21 protein-coding genes are annotated in these 18,728 nt (G+C 61.0%); 8 read left to right on the forward strand and 13 right to left on the reverse strand.

The window, feature by feature from the left end:
* Nucleotides 1-68: 68 nt before the first annotated feature.
* The 4 genes from nthB to AB7M25_RS15705 all read right to left on the reverse strand — a co-directional run bounded on the left by nthB (nt 69) and on the right by AB7M25_RS15705 (nt 3,424).
* The gene (gene nthB, locus AB7M25_RS15690) at nt 69-701 is read right to left on the reverse strand and encodes a nitrile hydratase subunit beta (RefSeq protein WP_454237589.1); all 633 of its coding nucleotides are present in this window, start codon (nt 699-701) and stop codon (nt 69-71) included.
* Between the two features lie 44 nt (nt 702-745).
* Nucleotides 746-1,369, reverse strand: a complete 624-nt coding sequence (gene nthA, locus AB7M25_RS15695) for a nitrile hydratase subunit alpha (RefSeq protein ID WP_454237590.1) — start codon at nt 1,367-1,369, stop codon at nt 746-748.
* Nucleotides 1,370-1,402: 33 nt separating this feature from the next.
* Nucleotides 1,403-2,443 carry a phenylacetaldoxime dehydratase family protein gene (locus tag AB7M25_RS15700; protein WP_454237591.1) on the reverse strand — a complete coding sequence of 347 codons (1,041 nt, stop codon included), beginning with the start codon at nt 2,441-2,443 and terminating at the stop codon, nt 1,403-1,405.
* Between the two features lie 84 nt (nt 2,444-2,527).
* Nucleotides 2,528-3,424 carry a transporter gene (locus AB7M25_RS15705; RefSeq protein ID WP_454237592.1) on the reverse strand — a complete coding sequence of 299 codons (897 nt, stop codon included), beginning with the start codon at nt 3,422-3,424 and terminating at the stop codon, nt 2,528-2,530.
* 411 nt (nt 3,425-3,835) lie between these two features.
* On the opposite strand from AB7M25_RS15705, the gene AB7M25_RS15710 reads away from it, so the two are divergent.
* A complete protein-coding gene (locus tag AB7M25_RS15710; protein ID WP_454237593.1) occupies nt 3,836-4,840 on the forward strand; it encodes an AraC-like ligand-binding domain-containing protein in 1,005 nt (334 codons plus the stop codon).
* Here the strand turns inward: AB7M25_RS15710 and AB7M25_RS15715 are convergent.
* Entirely contained in the window at nt 4,823-5,167 is a 345-nt protein-coding gene (locus AB7M25_RS15715; RefSeq protein WP_429385282.1) for a GNAT family N-acetyltransferase, read from the reverse strand. The two genes, AB7M25_RS15710 and AB7M25_RS15715, sit on opposite strands and share 18 nt — an antisense overlap.
* Before the next feature lie 30 nt (nt 5,168-5,197).
* On the opposite strand from AB7M25_RS15715, the gene AB7M25_RS15720 reads away from it, so the two are divergent.
* From AB7M25_RS15720 to AB7M25_RS15745, 6 genes are all read left to right on the forward strand, one after another.
* Nucleotides 5,198-5,653, forward strand: coding sequence for a glycine zipper 2TM domain-containing protein (locus AB7M25_RS15720; protein WP_429385283.1), 456 nt, complete (start codon nt 5,198-5,200; stop codon nt 5,651-5,653).
* A 72-nt stretch (nt 5,654-5,725) separates the two neighbouring features.
* Nucleotides 5,726-6,184, forward strand: coding sequence for a metallophosphoesterase family protein (locus tag AB7M25_RS15725; protein ID WP_429385473.1), 459 nt, complete (start codon nt 5,726-5,728; stop codon nt 6,182-6,184).
* Nucleotides 6,185-6,475: 291 nt separating this feature from the next.
* On the forward strand, nt 6,476-7,036 hold the full coding sequence (gene msuE, locus AB7M25_RS15730) for an FMN reductase (RefSeq protein ID WP_429385285.1): 561 nt from the start codon (nt 6,476-6,478) through the stop codon (nt 7,034-7,036).
* A gap of 11 nt (nt 7,037-7,047) precedes the next feature.
* On the forward strand, nt 7,048-8,193 hold the full coding sequence (gene ssuD / locus AB7M25_RS15735; protein WP_454237594.1) for an FMNH2-dependent alkanesulfonate monooxygenase: 1,146 nt from the start codon (nt 7,048-7,050) through the stop codon (nt 8,191-8,193).
* A 55-nt stretch (nt 8,194-8,248) separates the two neighbouring features.
* Complete coding sequence (locus tag AB7M25_RS15740; RefSeq protein WP_429385289.1) at nt 8,249-9,436, forward strand: acyl-CoA dehydrogenase family protein; 1,188 nt, start codon at nt 8,249-8,251, stop codon at nt 9,434-9,436.
* Nucleotides 9,437-9,449: 13 nt separating this feature from the next.
* Nucleotides 9,450-10,553, forward strand: coding sequence for a sigma-54 interaction domain-containing protein (locus AB7M25_RS15745; RefSeq protein WP_429518166.1), 1,104 nt, complete (start codon nt 9,450-9,452; stop codon nt 10,551-10,553).
* A 32-nt stretch (nt 10,554-10,585) separates the two neighbouring features.
* Here AB7M25_RS15745 and AB7M25_RS15750 read toward each other — a convergent pair whose 3' ends face one another.
* The 8 genes from AB7M25_RS15750 to AB7M25_RS15785 form a co-directional block, all read right to left on the reverse strand.
* The gene (locus tag AB7M25_RS15750) at nt 10,586-10,861 is read right to left on the reverse strand and encodes a type II toxin-antitoxin system RelE/ParE family toxin (RefSeq protein ID WP_429385291.1); all 276 of its coding nucleotides are present in this window, start codon (nt 10,859-10,861) and stop codon (nt 10,586-10,588) included.
* Nucleotides 10,861-11,133, reverse strand: a complete 273-nt coding sequence (locus tag AB7M25_RS15755) for a CopG family ribbon-helix-helix protein (RefSeq protein WP_454237595.1) — start codon at nt 11,131-11,133, stop codon at nt 10,861-10,863. The genes AB7M25_RS15750 and AB7M25_RS15755 overlap by 1 nt, the downstream gene beginning before the upstream one ends.
* A gap of 148 nt (nt 11,134-11,281) precedes the next feature.
* Nucleotides 11,282-12,328: a methionine ABC transporter ATP-binding protein gene (locus AB7M25_RS15760; protein ID WP_454237596.1), complete on the reverse strand. Its 1,047-nt coding sequence runs from the start codon at nt 12,326-12,328 to the stop codon at nt 11,282-11,284.
* Between the two features lie 173 nt (nt 12,329-12,501).
* Complete coding sequence (locus tag AB7M25_RS15765; RefSeq protein WP_429385293.1) at nt 12,502-13,272, reverse strand: MetQ/NlpA family ABC transporter substrate-binding protein; 771 nt, start codon at nt 13,270-13,272, stop codon at nt 12,502-12,504.
* A 98-nt stretch (nt 13,273-13,370) separates the two neighbouring features.
* On the reverse strand, nt 13,371-14,036 hold the full coding sequence (locus AB7M25_RS15770; protein WP_429561262.1) for a methionine ABC transporter permease: 666 nt from the start codon (nt 14,034-14,036) through the stop codon (nt 13,371-13,373).
* Nucleotides 14,033-15,406 (reverse strand): LLM class flavin-dependent oxidoreductase, encoded by a 1,374-nt coding sequence (locus AB7M25_RS15775; RefSeq protein ID WP_454237597.1) that lies wholly within the window; start codon nt 15,404-15,406, stop codon nt 14,033-14,035. The genes AB7M25_RS15770 and AB7M25_RS15775 overlap by 4 nt, the downstream gene beginning before the upstream one ends.
* A gap of 10 nt (nt 15,407-15,416) precedes the next feature.
* The gene (locus AB7M25_RS15780; RefSeq protein ID WP_454237598.1) at nt 15,417-16,631 is read right to left on the reverse strand and encodes an SfnB family sulfur acquisition oxidoreductase; all 1,215 of its coding nucleotides are present in this window, start codon (nt 16,629-16,631) and stop codon (nt 15,417-15,419) included.
* Between the two features lie 223 nt (nt 16,632-16,854).
* On the reverse strand, nt 16,855-17,313 hold the full coding sequence (locus AB7M25_RS15785; protein ID WP_429385297.1) for a winged helix-turn-helix transcriptional regulator: 459 nt from the start codon (nt 17,311-17,313) through the stop codon (nt 16,855-16,857).
* A gap of 135 nt (nt 17,314-17,448) precedes the next feature.
* On the opposite strand from AB7M25_RS15785, the gene AB7M25_RS15790 reads away from it, so the two are divergent.
* Nucleotides 17,449-18,726 carry an MFS transporter gene (locus AB7M25_RS15790; protein WP_454237599.1) on the forward strand — a complete coding sequence of 426 codons (1,278 nt, stop codon included), beginning with the start codon at nt 17,449-17,451 and terminating at the stop codon, nt 18,724-18,726.
* The last annotated feature ends 2 nt before the right edge of the window (nt 18,727-18,728 follow it).

An 18,728-nucleotide genomic window follows, 5' to 3' on the forward strand; every position in this document is an offset into this window, starting at 1 on the left:
GGGTGCGCCGAGCGACACGCAGAAACTGTGCGTCTGTTGGCTGCTTCGTCGCACCGAAAAGTCGTTCGTCAGGCCGGGAGCAGATAGCCGCCGAACAGGTCCACGACCACGTTTGCCGCGTCCGCCTCGTCTCCCCAAAGTTCCCGGGTCGTGAACTGGACGTGGTAGGTGAGTTCGGATGGACTGGAACGGCCATGGCCGACCGTATCGGGGAACGGCCATTCCTGGGATGTGCGGTGCACCACTACACCGCGCTTACCGCGAACATAACCGGGCATGCGGATATGCCCGGAAACGAACTCATTACGTACAAGCACCTGATCGCCCACCTGAAACGGCTGTCCAGGCGGCCTGGGGTCACGCCCCTCGACCAAGGGCTGGGCCAGTGGATAGGCGCCTGCGGCCAGTTCTTCGAGGCGTTGCTGTTGCAGCGCGCCCTTCTCGACAAACAAGGACGCCACGCCGACGATGATCCTGTCGTAGTAGCTGGACGCCAGGTATTGGCGGGGCTCCATGCGTTCTATCGCATGGCGCAGTTCGTCAACATTGAACAGACCGAGTTCAGCTGCGCCCAGGAAGAGCAGGCTGTAACCGAGTTTTTCCCAGTCTTCGTGGAAGACCGGCTTGTAGCTCAGGGAGTTGGCGGTGTGCTGTACCCGGCCGAAACCCTGAAGGCCACCGAGATCATGTATGCCATCCATTTTTCATTCACTCGCTGCAGATGAAGGAAGTAGTAGCTACCGGATCATTCCCGGCCCATACGCTCAAGGCTTGCCGGGATTTCAGGACGGGCGATTCCGATCAGTACGTCCTTGGTGACGAGCAAGGCCAACGCCTCTTCCGACCAGCCTTCCGTACCCGCCGGCCGAAATGGCAGGACCATGTAGCGGGTTTCGGCAGTGGTATCCCAGACCTGGATCTCAACGTCGAGAGGCAGGTCCAGGCCCATCTCACGCAGGACGGTGCGCGATTCCCGTACGACCCGCGCGCGGTACTCGAAGCTCTTGTACCAATCCGGTGGCAGGCCAAGGACAGGCCAGGCAGTGCAGGAGCAGAGCGTGCAAACGATGACGTTTTGCAGTGTCGGTGTGTTTTCCAGGGCGACGATGTATTCACCCTGCACGCCGGTGTAACCGAATTGGTCGCAGGCGGCGGTAGCGTCCCGCAGCAGCAGTTCGCGATAGGCGGGGTCTACCCAGGCCCTTGCCACGACTCGCGCTCCATTGGCCGGATCGAAATCGTTTTCCATGATTTCGGTGAATTTCTCGACATAGCCTGCGGGTAGCAGTTCGCGTTCCTGAAGTGCATTTTTCAGGGCATAGGCGCGAGCGGATGCCGGTGCCGCAGTCTTGTTCAGGGTGTTACTCATGATCGTTCTCCTCTTGGCGAATCACCGAGCAGTTCATGCTCCGCACATCAGCCCTGTACCGGCGTGACAGTTGATGTATTCATAGCGCTGGTCCTCGGCGCGCATGACGCTCACTTCGTGGTAGCCCTTCCACTTCAGATCGGCCTGGAGCGTTTGCACCATGCGCATGAAGGTTCCGAATATCTCGATATGGGTGGGATGGGATTCTGACCAGCGTTCAAGGTGCGCCAGGGAGTGCCAGTGGCTGACCGAAAAACTCTTCTCTTGAAGTTGCCCGCTGGCGTCGATGTGCTGCATGTAACGATTGCTGTAACAACCGACAGGCTGGCCTTCATCTCTCAGGAAATTCATGCCTTCGCGCAGCACGGGCTCCATCTCGCCGAGGTACAGCTCCCGTTCCTCGCCAACTGTTTCGGTCCAGTCCTGACCCGAGCGAATGACCACCAGGTTTTCATGCCCCCTGACAATCACACGGGAAGGCCTTTCTTCTGCCACCAGGTCCCCCGTTGGCGCCATGGCATCGGTCTGTGAAAGCGCGATCCGGTCGCGCATGGCGCCCCAGTAGCCATGTTCCTGAATCTCGTCGCTACGGGTCGCCATGACAACGCCCACACCTTCCATGCCCTCTGGCATGGCATAGAGTGTCTCGAAGCGCTCAACGCCCGGCATCAGGATTTCCCGGAAGTAACCCAAGCCATCGCTGCCACGGGATTCGGCGTTCCACCAGCTGGCAACCTGCATGTTCGCTTCCCAGCGAGCGAAAGCGGCGGGATCGTCCCAATAGGCGATGGCCAGCATGTTGTCGTAGCCGGCAGCATCGACGTAGTGAGACAGGTCATGGTGATGAGGGCCATCGTCCAGGGTAAAGCTGGTCATGATCTGCCGCAGGGCGGCACACGCTGCACTCAACTGGCTCTCACCTTTTGACTGGACACCGAAGTAACCCATTACGAACTGGGTGACTGAAGCATCGGCGCGTCCTACCCAGGCCGGGAATGGAGGGGTGTAACTGTCGTCGATGCGCCGGGTGCGAGTACGGGGGCACATCAGGTGCTTGTCGATTGCTGATTCCATGGGTTCCTCACAGTTTTTGATTGCCATTGACCGCCGATGCGCGGCATGGCCTATGGCTGGCTCTTGTTGTGGGTTAAAGCGAGGTCAGAACACCCGCGCATAGCGAAGATTCATCCGGAAGTCTTCTCGCGGGCCATTTTCAACAGACAGGTCCCGGCCCAGCTGAAGTTGCAACTGGTCCTTGGGGGTAAAGAAACGGGTTGCGGTGAGGCGCAAGTTGGTGGTGCGCATGGCACCATCCAGGTCTGCGCCATCGACCTCGGCTTCTCCTCCCCACGTCTGCCCGAAGCCGACGCCGAATGAAGTTGCCGGGTCCGGCATGTAGCGCCCCATCAGCTGCGCAGCGTAGGAAGTTTTCTGCTTTAGAACATCCGAACCGGGACCGTAGTCGTCGTTGTTCCCATACCAGATCGCATCACCCACCAGATCCATCGCCCACTTGTCGCTGAAGTGCTTGATATAGGCAGTCTGGAAATCGACCTTCCAGCGGTTTTCGCCGAGGTTGATCGGATCATCCTTGTCATAGCTGCCGGTAGGTACGTACAGGTAGGCGTTGAGGCTGAAAGTATCGCGGGCGCTGTTAAGCAAGAACTTGATCGGTGCGGTCAGGATCAGGTCGCCGGTGCCGCTGGAACTTCCCAGTGCGGAAGCGTCGCCGCCGCCGGAGACGTGACCGAAAGGCAAAAGGAACTGTGGGTCGATGGTGACTGAATCGCTCAACTGATAGACGTGCAGCAGGCGCAGGATGCCGATGTCAGAGGTCAGGTTGAAATCTGAACTGGCTTCACGCCCATGGACGCGCAGAGAGTCAGTGGTAGCGTGCTGGTAATAGACCACGCCGATGGTGGCACCCGCGGGGTATTGCTCGTAGTCACCCGGCGCCACCTCCACGGCCAAAGTGGAAAAGGAAACGCCGATAAGCGTCAGCGCTGCCCATACCGATTGTTTAACCTCAGGAAGCAACAGTCTTATTGTTTTCATTATGTCTGCCTTGCTCGGAAAACCCCTCACGGGGAACTTGGGTCTTTGACCTTCCTGGTCGTGCGCCGGGCATGCCTGGCGTACGGGTCGACATCCAACGGCCATTCACACCGCACGGGTTTGTCGCTGACTCAAGGATGAGGCCGCTGCGCATCGCACTTCTTGGCTGAAACGGAACCAAAAATATGCTCAGACGGCCCTTCCGTCTCAGGTAGCTGGCGAGTAGTCGGAGGCTGTTGTAAAAGTTGTCCCAAGGCATTTGCAGGCCGTTGCGTACAGGGAACTTCGCTAACCGTCAAAGAGCCCCGCCTGACAGAAAAAGCGAAGCAAACTATGGATCTATCCTGAAAATAAATTCAAAAAAGCAGGGGTACATTGCAATTGATCAAAGACGCTCGGGAGTACTCCATAGTGACTCCGCAAACCGGTCGAAAGGTTCTGGCGGGCACAGACTGGTCTAGCGAAAGCGTTGACCTCACGACTCAAAGCAACTCTTTCAATGACCGGGTGGACTACTGGCGGGAAATGATCTTGCGGCTGTTCGCCGACGTGGAAATCGGTGCAATCCCGAACCCCGATTTCTTCGGAAAAGTTCGCTCGCAAAAGTGTGAGTTCCTCCGCGTGAGCGATGTCGGAGCCGCGGCACAGGCTGTGAATCGACGGCACTTACAACCTACGTGCCGGGAAGAGGACAGATATTTTGCGGTACTGATGCTTGAAGGCACGGAATGCCTGGAACAGGATGGCAACCAAGCGGTGATCCGGCCGGGCGATTTCTCCATCTACGATGCAACGCGGCCGCATTACTTGACGTTCGAGAATGACTGGAGGCAGATCATCGTCAGCGTACCCCGAACTTGCATCAACCAGTTGGTGGTTAATATGGAGTGCCGCACCGCAACGCGGATATCCACTGACAGCCCTGTGGGGAGGGTCATGCGCTCCCTCCTGGAGAGCATTGCCTCGCAGATCGGCCAGTTCACTCCATTCGAAATGGCACGGCTATCAGAGTCGATTACACATTTGATCGCGCTGACACTCGGCCATCTGCAGCCCATGGACTCTGAGCATTCGCGCTCACAGGCGCTGACACTGATGCGGGTCAAAATCTACATTAACGACAACCTGGGCAACCCCACACTCAGCGCGCAGCAAGTTTCCCTGGCAACGGGGGTCTCCGTTCGCTACATCAACAAGCTGTTCGAACAGGAAGGTGTTTCCCTGATGCGCTACGTGCTGCGTCGGCGACTAGAGCGCTGCAGCAGCGATCTTCTCAATCCGGTCAATACAGCGCATCGAATATCCGACATTGCCTTTCGCTGGGGCTTCAATGACCTTTCCCATTTCAGCCGGGTCTTCCGGGAGTTCTATGGTGTGGCGGCCAGAGAATGGCGGGAGTCACAAACGAAGCGATGATGGGCGTGCATCTGCTGGCCGCCGTACCGCTTCACATCCTGTGTCCAGTGCATGGCGCTCACAGAACACCATCAGTTTTTTACCAAAGCCTTTGCCTTTGCATCGTGGCGATACCGCGACATTGATCAAGAGCATTTCGGCTTGCTCCTGACGCATCACCAGCACCCCCACCACTTCCAGGTTGTCCGTCAGCACGAAGGTATCGGTCTCGGCCAGCACTTGCCGATAGTCGTCCAGCATCGGTGCCGGCTTTCTGCCGATCCTTGCCCGGTAAAAGAACCTAATGCACCAGGCTTTTTCGTCTAACGTGAATTGAAGCGTTTGCATGATCTATTCCCCTGAAAATGGAGTTCGACGATGAAAACTATCGCTTCCTGGCTGTCGGTTACGTTACTTGGGCTGGTGCTCGGCGGCTGTGCCGCGGTCGGCGCCGGGAGCGGTGGCGCTGGCGAGACGGAGATTCGTTCGGGGAAAATCGAGCAGATTACCCTCACCCAGATGCAGACCAATCACGATAGCGGCGTCGGCGCCATATTGGGTGGTATTGGCGGTTTAGCCTTGGGAAGCCTGGTCGGTCAGGGTACCGGGCGGGATGTGGCGATGGTTGCCGGTGCCCTCGCTGGCGGGGTAGGCGGCAATTACATCGAAAAGAAAAAGTATGATCAGCCCGTGGACGCTCAGCAGATCGTCGTTCGGACCCACAGCGGCGTACTGGTTCAGGTGACACAGCCAATCAATCCGGCGCTGGCAAAAGGCATGAACGTTTATGTCGAGGGTGCCGGAAACGAAGCGCGGGTAGTTCCGCAAAGTTAGTGCCGCAAAGTTAGTGGCGGCCGCCCTCGCACACCGGACAGGCCGGTCAGAATGCCGCTCGACCCGCCCGCGATGAAAGTCGGTGTCATCTCCGACACCCACGGCCTGCTCCGCCCCGAAGCCATCACCGCCCTGCTGGGCTGCGATTGCATCATTCACGCCGGCGACATCGGCAGCGCGCACATCCTCGACCAATTGGCGGCCATTGCACCGGTGCACGGGGTGCGTGGCAACAACGACCTGGATGCGCCCTGGGCGCGCGAGCTGCCCGACTGTCTGCGCCTGGACCTCAACGGCTGGAAGGTGCTGCTGGTGCATGACATCGCCGACCTTGCAATCCATCCTGATGAGCGTATCGACCTGGTGATCTGCGGCCACTCCCATAAACCAGGCATCGAATGGCACGGCGAACGGCTGTTCCTGAATCCGGGCAGCGCCGGGCGTCGACGCTTCAAGTTGCCGGTCACCCTGGCGCTGCTGGACCTGTCTGCACAGTCCATCGAACCTCGGCTGGTGTCACTGCTCGACTGATTCACCTGCCTGGCACCGCCCTCCCTTCGCGCTATAAATACCTTAAAGGAATATTAAAATAATTATTAATTCCTTTGAAGAATATTAACAATCTCCTATAACTGTCCGAAATGGAACACCTCGCAAGTGTTTCCAGGCAAACAGCGATTCAACAAAAATTGCCTGACAGCAACACACCAACCAAAAAAAACCAAATAAATCCCTTCATTTTCATAGAGATAAAAACTGGTTCGGTTCTTGCTGAGCACTGCCACCGACTCTGTTTGTAGAGCGACAGCACAGGAATTGAACATGACTGCCCCCTTGAACGTAATCGCTGTATCCGGCGGTGCCTACCGCCCTTCTCGCACTCAGGTGCTCAGCCAGGCCATTCTCGACGAGTTCGCAAACCGTCTGAATATGGTTGGCCGGGTCATCGAGCTGGCCGACCTCGCCCGCGACGTGGGCGGTGCCCTCAGCCGCCAGGAGCTGCCTGCCGAGGTCGAGGCGCAACTGCAAGCCATCGAAAACGCCGACCTGTTGATTGTCGCTTCGCCGGTCTATCGCGGTTCCTATCCGGGCCAGCTCAAACACCTGTTTGACCTGATCGGCCAGGACGCCCTGATCGACACACCGGTGCTGCTCGCCGCTACCGGTGGCAGCCCTCGTCACGCGCTGGTGATCGATCACCAGCTACGGCCACTGTTCAGCTTCTTCCAGTCGCTGACTCTGCCGCTGGGTGTGTACGCCAGCGAATCCGACTTCCGCGATTACCGCATCGACTGCGACCTGTTGCAGGCGCGCATCGGCCTGGCCGTAGAACGCGCCCTGCCATTTTTCAACACCCACCAACGCCTGCGCCAGAGCGCCTGAGGAGCCAGCCGATGAATGTTTTCTGGTTCCTGCCGACCCACGGCGACGGCCACTTCCTTGGCACCAGCCAGGGCGCGCGCCCGGTGACCCTCAACTACCTCAAGCAGATCGCCCAGGCGGCGGACGGCCTGGGTTACTACGGAGTGCTGATTCCTACCGGGCGTTCCTGCGAGGACTCCTGGGTCATCGCATCGGCGCTGACGCCGTTGACCGAACGCCTGCGTTATCTGGTGGCGATTCGTCCGGGGATCATCTCGCCGACGGTATCGGCACGCATGGCCGCTACCCTCGACCGATTATCCGGCGGACGCTTGCTGATCAATGTGGTGACCGGGGGTGATCCGGACGAAAACCGTGGCGACGGCATCCACTTGAGCCATGCCGAGCGTTACGAAGTCACCGATGAGTTCCTGCAGATCTGGCGCCGAGTGCTGCAAGGCGAGTCCGTGGATTTCCATGGCAAGCACTTCCAGGTGGAAAACGCCAAGGCCCTCTATCCACCGGTTCAGAAGCCCTACCCGCCCTTGTATTTCGGCGGTTCTTCGGATGCGGCCCATGACCTGGCGGCCGAGCAACTGGATGTCTACCTGACGTGGGGTGAGCCGCCGGCTGCGGTGGCGCAAAAGATTGCCGATGTCCGCGCCCGGGCAGCCCGGCACGGGCGGACCGTGAAGTTCGGTATCCGCCTGCATGTGATCGTGCGCGAGACCGCAGACCAGGCCTGGCAGGCCGCCGACCGACTGATCGAGCACATATCCGACGAGACCATTGCCGCGGCGCAAACCTCATTCGCACGCTTCGACTCCGAAGGCCAGCGGCGCATGGCCGCACTGCATGACGGTCGCCGGGACAACCTGGAAATCTCCCCCAACCTGTGGGCCGGCGTCGGCCTGGTGCGCGGTGGCGCAGGCACGGCACTGGTCGGCGACCCCCAACAGGTGGCCGCACGGATCAAGGAGTACGCCGACCTGGGCATCGAAAGCTTCATCTTCTCCGGTTATCCGCATCTCGAAGAAGCCTATCGCTTTGCCGAGCTGGTCTTTCCGTTGCTGCCCGAACCCTATGCCAGCCTGGCAGGTCGGGGCGTGACCAACCTCACCGGCCCCTTTGGCGAAATGATCGCCAACGATGTCCTGCCACGGACACACACCCCATGAGCCTGACGTTAGCGACCTGCCTGGCAGGCACCACCCAACAATCGAGGAGTTGCGCGTGAGCATCCAACTACAGACTGCCGTCCTGAGCCCCTTGCAGACCGCGCGCAAACTGGCCGCCACCTTTGCCGAAACGGCCGCTGAGCGGGACGAGCACGGCGGTACGCCGAAGGCCGAGCGCGACGCCCTTCGTCACAGCGGCTTGCTGGCCCTGAGCATCCCGACCCAGTTCGGTGGCCTGGGGGCCGACTGGAGCGAGACGCTCGGCGTGGTCCGCGAGTTTGCCAAGGTCGACAGCTCGATCGCCCACGTCTTCGGCTTCCAGCACCTGATGCTGGCCACCGTGCGACTGTTCTCGCGGCCCGAGCAGTGGCAGCCCTGGTTTGAACAGACCGCCCGCAACAACTGGTTCTGGGGCAATGCACTCAACCCGCTCGATACCCGCACAGTGGTGAAGAAGTACGATGGCTGGCGTGAGTTTTCCGGCAAGAAAAGTTTCTGCTCCGGTGCCAGCGACTCGGAGATGCTGATTGCTTCAGCGGTTGACGAAAGCGCCGGCGGCAAACTGCTGATCGCCGCCATTCCCAGTGGCCGTACCGGCATTACCCTGCATGGCGACTGGGACAACATGGGCCAGCGCCAGACCGACAGCGGCAGCGCAACCTTCGAGCGAGTGCGGGTGGAAGAGTCAGAGCTGCTACTTGATCCGGGTCCCTTGAGCACTCCTTTTGCCTGCCTGCGCCCACTGATCGCCCAACTGCACTTTGCCCATATTTTCCTTGGCATCGCCGAAGGGGCGTTCGAGGAAGCCCGTCATTACACGCTCAAGGAGGGGCGCCCGTGGTTCACCTCCAAGGTCCGCCATGTCAGCGAGGATCCCTACATCCTGCGCCACTACGGCGAGTTCTGGGTCGGCCTGGAAAGCACCCGTGTACTGGTTGAACGCGCCGCGGCACAGCTCGACGAAGCCTGGCGCAAGGGACACAACCTGGGCAGCGAGGAGCGTGCGCAACTGGCGCTGTCGATCGCCTGCGCCAAAGTCGCCGCGACCCGTACCGGCCTCGACCTGTGCACCCGTTTGTTTGAAGTCACCGGGGCGCGCGCGACTCACGCCTCGCTGCGGTTCGACCGTTACTGGCGCAACCTGCGCACCCAGACGCTGCATGACCCGGTGGACTACAAGATTCACGAGTTGGGTGACTGGGCGCTGAACCAGAACCGCCCTGTTCCCACTTTCTACTCATAAGCGAGGGAGCCTAATGCAACTGCTGACTCTGCCCCCATCCCCGTCGCTGGCCACGTCGATCCGCGCCACCGCCCAGGTTTTCGAAGACCCCAAGTCCCAGGCCCTGCTCGCCCATTTGCAACAGGTCGCACCCAGCGAGGCCAGCGTCCTGATCATCGGTGAAACCGGCACCGGCAAGGAGTTGGTCGCGCGCCATATCCATAACCTCAGCCGGCGCAGCCAGGGTCCCTTTGTGGCGGTCAACTGCGGCGCCTTCTCCGAATCACTGGTCGAGGCCGAACTGTTCGGCCATGAGAAAGGCGCCTTCACCGGCGCCATCAGTGCCAAGCCGGGCTGGTTCGAAGAGGCCAATGGCGGCACCTTGTTCCTCGATGAAATCGGCGATCTGCCGATGCCCATCCAGGTCAAGCTGCTGCGTGTGCTGCAGGAGCGTGAGGTGGTGCGACTGGGGTCGCGCAAGAGCATAGCGATCAACGTGCGGGTGTTGGCCGCCACCAATGTGCAGTTGGAAAAAGCGATCAACGCCGGACATTTCCGCGAAGACCTCTACTACCGTCTCAACGTGGTCAGCCTGCACTTGCATCCGTTGCGTGACCGCCCCGGCGACATTCTGCCGCTGGCCCGCCACTTCATCCGCACCTACAGCGAACGCCTGGGATACGGACAGATTGCCCTCAGTGCCGACGCCGAGCGCAAGCTGGCCGACTATGGCTGGCCCGGCAACATTCGCGAACTGGAAAACGTCATCCACCACACCTTGCTGATCTGCCGGGACGGACTCGTGCGGCAGGAAGATCTGCGCCTGTCGCATTTGCGTATCGAACGCCAGGCGGAAAAAGTCAGCACATCTGAAGAAACCGCCCAGGCGCTCCTGCAGCGTGCGTTCAAACGGTTATTCGAAGAACACCAGGGCGCGCTTTACGAACAGGTCGAGGACAGTTTGTTGCGCGCCGCCTATCAGTTCTGCCATCACAACCAGGTACATACCGCCAGCCTGCTCGGACTCTCGCGCAACGTGACCCGGGCGCGCCTGATCGCCATCGGCGAGCTGGTGGTCAACAAGCGTCGTGCCGTCGATGACGCGCCAGACCATCGGGTGATCCAGCTGTCGATATGATTGGCCGAGCAATCGCGAGTGATTTCACCAGGCTACCGATCCTCGCGGGTGTGCCACAGACGCAGCACATAGAGAGTGGAATCCACTATTTCGTAACGCATCTCATAATGGCCGATCTGAATTCGGCGCACATCCCTTGGCTCGAACTCTTCCAGGCGTTCACCAATACGTGGATTGCTCTGCAGCGTGATCGGTATCGCCGTGATTTGCTGCACGGTTCGTGCTGCGGCAGGCTGATTCACCGACGCCAGAAACTCGTACAGTCGGGTAATGTCGGAAAGCGCCTTGCTTGTCCACTTCAACTCCATCAGCGCGGTACCGGCAACGGCGTGTCGGTGCTGAGGCTATCCGCCCAGGCCTGAACAGCCTGGTGGTCAATCACGCGGCCAGCGTCAACATCGGCGAGGGCCTCGCGGGTCAGGCGACTACGCTCTTCTTCCTGGTCTATCCAGGCGGTCAGAGCCTGTTTGACGATCCAGTTTTTGGAGCGCTCCAGACGTTCTGCCATCAAATCGACTTTTTGGGCCAATTGCTCAGGGACGTGAGCCGTGACAGATCGGGTTTTCGTGGTGGTTACCATGATGGGGTTACTCCTGATCGTTACTCGATTCAAAGTTAATCATAGTAAATAATAATACACCATCAAGCCTACCGTGGATGACGCGCCAGACCATCGCGTGATCCAGCTATCGATATGATTGCCCGGCACTGCCGCCGCCAATACTGACTCAGGCGTGGACCCGTTCGACCCGATCGGCGATCTGTCGTGCCTGTTGCAACAATACGTCCCGTCCGCCACTGGGGGCATCCACCCGCACCCGCAGGCGACCCAGCGCTCGGCCCTGGATGCGCTCGATACCCCCTTGTACCAGGTGCGTGCGGCAACCGAACAGCGCGGCGATGGCCGACAATTCCGGCTCGTGGCCACTGGCACCGGTGTAGTGCAGATCGAGCAGGATCGCGGCCGACGTCTGTGCTGACGGAACGTCATGCACGGCCGGCTGCAGTGTGCCAAGCAAGGCACGGGTGACGTCGTGTTGCGGGTCACCGAACACTTGCCAAACGTCGCCTTGCTCGACCACCCGGCCTTGCTCCAGGACCACCACACGGTCACAGAGGTCGCGGATCACCTCCATCTCGTGGGTGATCAGCACGATGGTCAGCCCCAGGCGCCGATTGATGTCGCGCAGCAACGCCAGAATCGCCTGGCTGCTCTGCGGATCAAGTGCAGAGGTCGCTTCGTCACACAGCAACAGATCAGGCTGCAACACCAACGCCCGGGCAATGCCGACCCGCTGCTTTTGCCCTCCGGAGAGCTGCGCCGGGTACGCCTCACGCTTGTCCTGCAGCCCCACGAGCTGCAACAGCTCGTCGACTCGGCGCTCACGCTCGGCACGCCCGATGCCCGCCAGCCGCAGCGGCAGGCCGACGTTGTCGCCGACGGTACGGGACGCCATCAGGTTGAAGTGCTGGAAGATCATCCCGGTGCGCTGACGCAAGCCTGCCAGGCGTGCACGATCGAAACCGACGATGTCCTCGCCCTCGATCAATACCTGGCCGCTGCTCGGTTGTTCCAGACGGTTGAGCGAGCGCAGCAGCGAGGATTTACCGGCGCCGCTGCGACCGATGATGCCGAACACCTCACTGCGGCGAATGTCCAGGTTGATGTCGTGCAGCGCTTGCACGCTCTGCTGCCCGACCCGGTAATGCTTGCCCAGGCCCACCAGCCGTATATGCACGGCGGCAGCCAGGGCCTGTGGATTGAAACTGACCATGAACGAAAGTCCTGCACAAACAGAAAAGTCACCATGCCCTGTGGCGAGGGAGCTTGCTCCCGCTGGGCCGGGCTGGCGCTCCAGCGCGAAGCGGCCCCAAAAATGGGACTGCTATGCAGTCCAGCGGGAGCAAGCTCCCTCACCACAGAAAGCGTGTTCGTCTTGGCTACCGGTCAGAAGCCGGGAGCGATCTGCCCCTTGTAGCGGGTCAGGATGAAATCGCGCACTTGCGGCGAGTTCAGGGCCTTGGCCAGCTTCTGGATACCGGGATCGTTGATGTTGTCCGGACGGGCGACCAGGAACTCGACGTACAGGTCCTTGCCCTTCTCGACGATCAACGCGCTGTTGGTGTCGATACCGGCCTCGAGTGCGTAGTTGGCAAAGACGAACGCCAGGTCCACCTGGCTGACCGCACGGGCCAGCAAGGCGCCTTCCAGTTCACGAATCTTCAGTTTGTGCAGGTTCTCGACGATATCGTGCTGCGTCGACAGGGTATTGCTCGGGTCCTTGAGCTTGATCAGACCCGCTTCGTGCAACAACACCAGGGCGCGCCCGGTATTCACCGGATCGTTGGGAATGGCGACACTGGCGCCTTCGGGCAGATCGGCGAGTTTTTTGATCCGGGTCGAATAGGCGCCGAACGGCTCGATGTGCACGCCCACTACCGGTACCAGATCGGTGTGCCGGGTCTTGTTGAAGTCATCGAGGAACGGCCGGTACTGGTAGTAGTTGGCGTCGAGGTTTTTCTCGGACAGTTGCAGGTTGGGCTGGATGAAGTCGCTGAAGACCTTGATGTCCAGATCAACGCCCTCCTTGGCCAGCACCGGTTTGACGAACTCCAGTATCTCCGCGTGGGGCACCGGGGTGGCACCCACCACCAGTTTTTCGTTGGCGTGGGCGCTCAGGGATAAAACGGCAGCGAGGGCGGCCAGGGTCTTTTTCATGCTCATGACTCCAGAATGATCGGAAAGTGGCCGTCGTGAGGTGGACGTAGGGCCTGCAGCAACGGTACCCGGCTGCTGCGTTCGGGTAGATCAGGCGCTTAGCGCCGTGTGTAATGCCGGACCAGGCGATCGCCGCTCATCTGCAAGGCCTGCACCAGCAGGATCAGCAGCAGCACGGTGACCACCATCACATCGGTCTGGAAACGCTGGTAACCGAAACGAATCGCCAGGTCCCCCAGGCCACCACCACCCACCACGCCGGCCATGGCGGTGTAGTCCACCAGCACGATGGCGGTGACCGTGACCGCGGCGATCAGCCCGGTCCGCGCTTCGGGCAGCAAGGTATGCAGGATGATTTGCGGGGTACTGGCGCCCATGGACTGCACGGCTTCAACCAGACCGCGATCGACTTCGCGCAAGGCACTTTCCACCAGCCGGGCGAAGAACGGCGTGCAGCCGACCACCAAGGGCGGGATAGCGCCGCGCACGCCCAGCGAGGTGCCCGTGACCAGGGTGGTCACCGGGATCAGCACGATCAACAGAATGATAAACGGCATCGAGCGCAGCACGTTGGCCACCACCGACAACAACCGGTACAGCCGCGGCGATTCGAGCAACTGGCGCTGGCCCGTCAGGTACAACAGCACGCCGAGCGGCAACCCGAGCAACACCGTGCAGGCCAATGCCGCACCGAGCATGCTCGAGGTGTCCAGGCAAGCCTCGGCCACCTCGCCCCAATTGACATGAGCGAACCACTCGTTCATCGCCGCTCTCCCACGCGCAAGGCCGCCGCCGGGTGTGGCGTCGCCAGGCGATCGCCCTGTCCGAAGAGCTTATGGCGCAGGGTGCCGTCCTCGTACTCGCGCTTGAACAGGCCCCGTGCCTGCAACTCCGGCACGAGCAGATCGACCACCGCCTCAAAGGTTTCCGGGGCGACCACACTGGCCAGGTTGAAGCCGTCGACGTCGGTTTGCTCGACCCACTCCTGGAGCTGATCGGCCACGGTTTTCGCCGAACCCACCAGCACCGGGCCATCACCACCGATGGCGCAGTAATCGGCAATCTCTGCGGTGGTCCAGGTGCGATTCGGGTCGGCGCGGGTAAACGCCTCTACGGCCGACTGGATGGCATCGCTGGGCACTTCACGCAGAATCTGGTCGGGCCCGTACTCGCCGAAATCGATGCCGGTCCAACCCGACATCAAGGTCAGGGCGCCGCTCGCACTGGCGTATTCGCGGTACTCGCGCAAGCGCTCCAGGGCCTCGGCGTCCGTCGCGGCAACGATGACCGTGAGCTGTTCGAACACCAGCACCTGATCGGCTTCGCGACCGGCCGCCTGAACCGCCGCACGCAGCTGCGCGACCTGTTGTTTGAGCACTACCTTGCTCGGCGCGGCCACAAACACGCACTCGGCATTCGCCGCTGCGAAGACCCGACCACGGCTGGAAGCGCCGGCCTGGTAGATCACCGGAGTGCGCTGTGGCGAGGGCTCGCTGAGGTGGAAGCCGGGCACACTGAAAAACTCGCCCTGATGAGCGATGCCGTGCACCTTGCGCGGATCGGCGTAAACCCCGCTGGCACGGTCGGCCTGCACCGCGCCCTCTTCCCAGCTGGCTTCCCAGAGTTTGTAGCAAACCTGCAGATACTCCTCGGCCAGCGCATAACGCTGATCGTGGGACAACTGCCGGTCCTGGCCCAGGTTTCGCGCGCCACTGCTCAGGTACGAGGTGACGATGTTCCAGCCCGCCCGACCCGACGTCAGGTGATCGAGGGTCGACATGCGCCGGGCGAACGGAAACGGATGCTCGAACGACACCGACGCCGTGACGCCGAAACCCAGGTGGCGAGTCGCCGCGGCCATTGCCGGCACCAGTTGCAACGGATCGTTGACCGGCACTTGTGCCGCGCTGCGCAGCGCCTCGTCGGCACTGCCCTGGTAGACGTCATAGACGCCGAGCACATCGGCGATGAACAGGCCGTCGATCTTGCCGCGTTCCAGGGTTTTCGCCAGTTCGATCCAGTAGTGGATGTCGGTGTAGCGCGTGGACTGATCACGGGGGTGGCGCCACTGGCCGGGCGACAAGTGCCCGACGGTATTCATGCTGAAGGCGTTGAGACGAATTTGCTTGGGCATCTGCGCGACCTCAGGACCAGTCATGGCGAGGCGGCTTGATGCCGTTGAGCAACCAGTTACCCACGACGTGGTACTTCCAGCGCACAGGGTCGTGCAGGGTATGGACCCGCGCGTTACGCCAATGGCGATCGAGGTTGTGCTTGCGCAGCGTCGAGCGGGTGCCGCCCAGTTCAAACAGCTTGTTGCTGGCCTCGATGGCGATTTCGGTGGTCAACACCTTGGCCCTGGCCACGGCCAGCGATGCTTGCGCAACCGAGTGCTCATCGGGCGCCGAGCGGGCCTGGTCGAGCACCAGCCCCGCACGCTCGAGCAATGCCTCGGCGGCTTCCAGGCGGATGTCCAGTGCGCCGACCTGAATGATGGTCAACGGGTCTTCACTGGCCTTTTCCACCCCGGCATCGATCCATGGCCGCGCCTGCTCACGGACAAAGCTGATGGTGTCACGCAGCGCCGCACGGGCAATGCCCGCATCGATGGCCGCCGTGGTGATCTGCGCAAAGGGACCGGCCAGGGTCGGGCGTTCGTAGGAGCGGTAAGTCGGGAACAGGTTGAAGGCCGGCACCCACAGCCCCTCGACCAGTACGGTGCCGCTGGACGTGGTGCGCTGGCCGATGCTGTCCCAGTCGTCCACCACATTCAAACCCTCGGTGTGGCGCGGTACGAAGGCCAGCTGTGCACGGTCTTCGCTGTCCAGGGCCAATACGCCCAGCCAATGGGCATAGAGCGATCCGGTGCAATAACCCTTGCGCCCGTTGATGCGATAGCCCTCGCCGTCCGCGACCAGGCGGGTACGGATGTCCTGCACGTTCTTGCCGCCGGTTTCCGACAGCGCATTGGCGAAACGATTGCCCGCCAGGGCCAGGTCGAAGAAGAACTGCTTCTGGTCGTGGCTACCCTGCAAGCGGATGTCTTCCAACAGGCAGTAATGGTTCTGCGGGATCTGGCCAAGGGACGGATCGGCCGCCGAGACAATCGCGATGACGTGGGCCAGGGTCGCATAAGACACCTCGGCGCCACCGTACTGCCGAGGCACCGTAATGCCCCAGAGCCCGCTGTTGGAAAATGCATCGACCACCTCGGCCGGCACCTGGCGCGTCTGATCGCGCTCGGAGGCGCCGACCTGCAACAACGCGGCGATTTCATGGGCAATGCGTATGGCTTCGGCGTCATCACGGATCACATGGGCCGAAGGTGGATTGATCGGGTAGGCGGCTGCAACTGACATGGATTCCTCACTCTAACGGTGGCTCCGCCAACGGCCGCACAGTCCTGCGAATGACTGTCGGTACGGAGCCTTACCCAGAGAGAGCATGATCCATGCCATGATATTTAAGCGTTAAATATCAATAACCTATAGATTTCAATGAAGAGTGAAATCGCCAGCCGGACACTTGTTGTTGAAGTACTGTTGAATATTCAACAGTGGCCAGGGGATTGGCTGCCCTTGTTCACGACTCGTCGGCAACCACTCTCACTCTGTGGCAGTCGGACGGCCCAAGCTTCTGACCGCTGGATGAGCGAACTTCAATCGGCATCAGGGTCTGGCCGCGCTCGTTGTCCAGCAGCACAGAACGCGTCTCTTCGCGCTTGAACAGGAAACGTTCACCCCACTGCCGCAGGCTGACCACCACCGGAAAGATCTCCCGCCCTTTGTCCGTAAGCACGTACTCCTTGTAGGCGCTGCCGTCTGACGCGGGTTGAACGTCGAACACACCGACCTCAACCAACATTTTCAAGCGTGATGCCAGAATGTTCTTGGCCACGCCCAGGTTTTTCTGAAATTCGCTGAATCGGCGAATGCCGTCGAATGCGTCGCGGATGATCATCAGCGACCATCGATCCCCAATGGCCTCCAGTGTTCTGGCTACCGGGCATTCGCTGCTGTGCGATGAAGTGTCTTCGACCATCGTATTGACCTTCTGGATAAGGGTTGCCCGGCTTACCGTGCAGTCCCGAGCAAGGTGGTTGCAATTTAAAACCTGATTCGATAACAATTCAATCCAGTTTTTAATTGAAACCAGTTTAGCGCCACGGAGGCTCCTGTGACAGCCGATGCCGATTCAGCCACCTGCCCTTTCGACCCGCAAGCTTCAGGCCTGCCCGATGCGGATAGTGGAGAAAGCGCCCGCGCAGACAGCGCTGCGGGGCTTCCTCCATCACTCACGCTGCTGTTTTCCGTCACCTGCGCGCTGGCAGTCGCCAATGTGTATTTCGCTCAACCCCTGCTCGATTCAATGGCTCACAGCCTGGGGGTGGCCTCATCGATGATCGGGGTCGTGGTGACGGCTACCCAGGTCGGTTACGCGCTGGGGTTGCTGTTCATCGTCCCGTTGGGCGACTTGCTCAACCGTAAGGGGTTGATCCTCACGCAAGTGCTGCTGTCTACGGTGGCACTGGCGGGGGTCGGTGCAGCGCAGCAATGGCTGCCCCTGTTGGGCGCCATGGTCATCGTCGGTTTGCTCGCGGTGATGGCTCAAGTGCTGGTGGCCTATGCCGCCGTGCTGGCAACGCCGTCACAACGGGGCCAGGCCGTGGGCACCGTCACCAGCGGCATTGTCCTGGGCATTCTCCTGGCGCGGTTTACCTCCGGGCTGATCGCCGATCTGGCCGGCTGGCGCGCCGTGTATTTCGTTTCGTCGGGCTTGATGCTGGTCCTCGCGGCGGTGTTCTGGAAAGTGCTGCCTCGCACCGCGTCGCCACGCAACCGAAACACCTACCCGGCACTCATCCGTTCGATATTCAGGCTGTTCATGACCGAACCGGTCTTGCGCATCCGCGGCCTGCTGGCCTTGCTGATCTTTGCCGCCTTTTCGGTGTTGTGGACATCCATGGTGCTGCCATTGAGCGCGCCGCCGCTGTCGCTGTCGCACACAGCCATCGGCCTGTTCGGTCTGGCCGGCGTCGCCGGTGCGCTCGCCGCCAGAAGAGCCGGTCGCTGGGCCGACCGGGGGCTGGGGCAACGCGTGACCGGCATTTCGCTGGTGATCCTGACGCTGTCCTGGTTGCCCATCGCGTTTGCGCCGACGTCACTGATCGCGCTGGTGTGCGCAGTGGTCCTGCTCGACTTCGCGGTGCAAGCCGTACACGTCACCAACCAGAGCCTCATTTTTGCCGCACGCCCCGACGCCCAAAGCCGCATGGTGGGCGCCTACATGTGCTTTTACTCGGTGGGCAGCGCACTGGGCGCCGCGGCCGCGACCCAGGTGTATGCGCACTGGGGCTGGACAGCCGTGAGCCTGCTGGGTGCCTCGATCAGTGCGACGGCCCTGGTGCTGTGGTTGATCACCTGGCGTTGGCACAGGCAGCGCTACGCCAGATAACC

This window comes from Pseudomonas sp. AP3_22 TE3818, assembly GCF_053628995.1.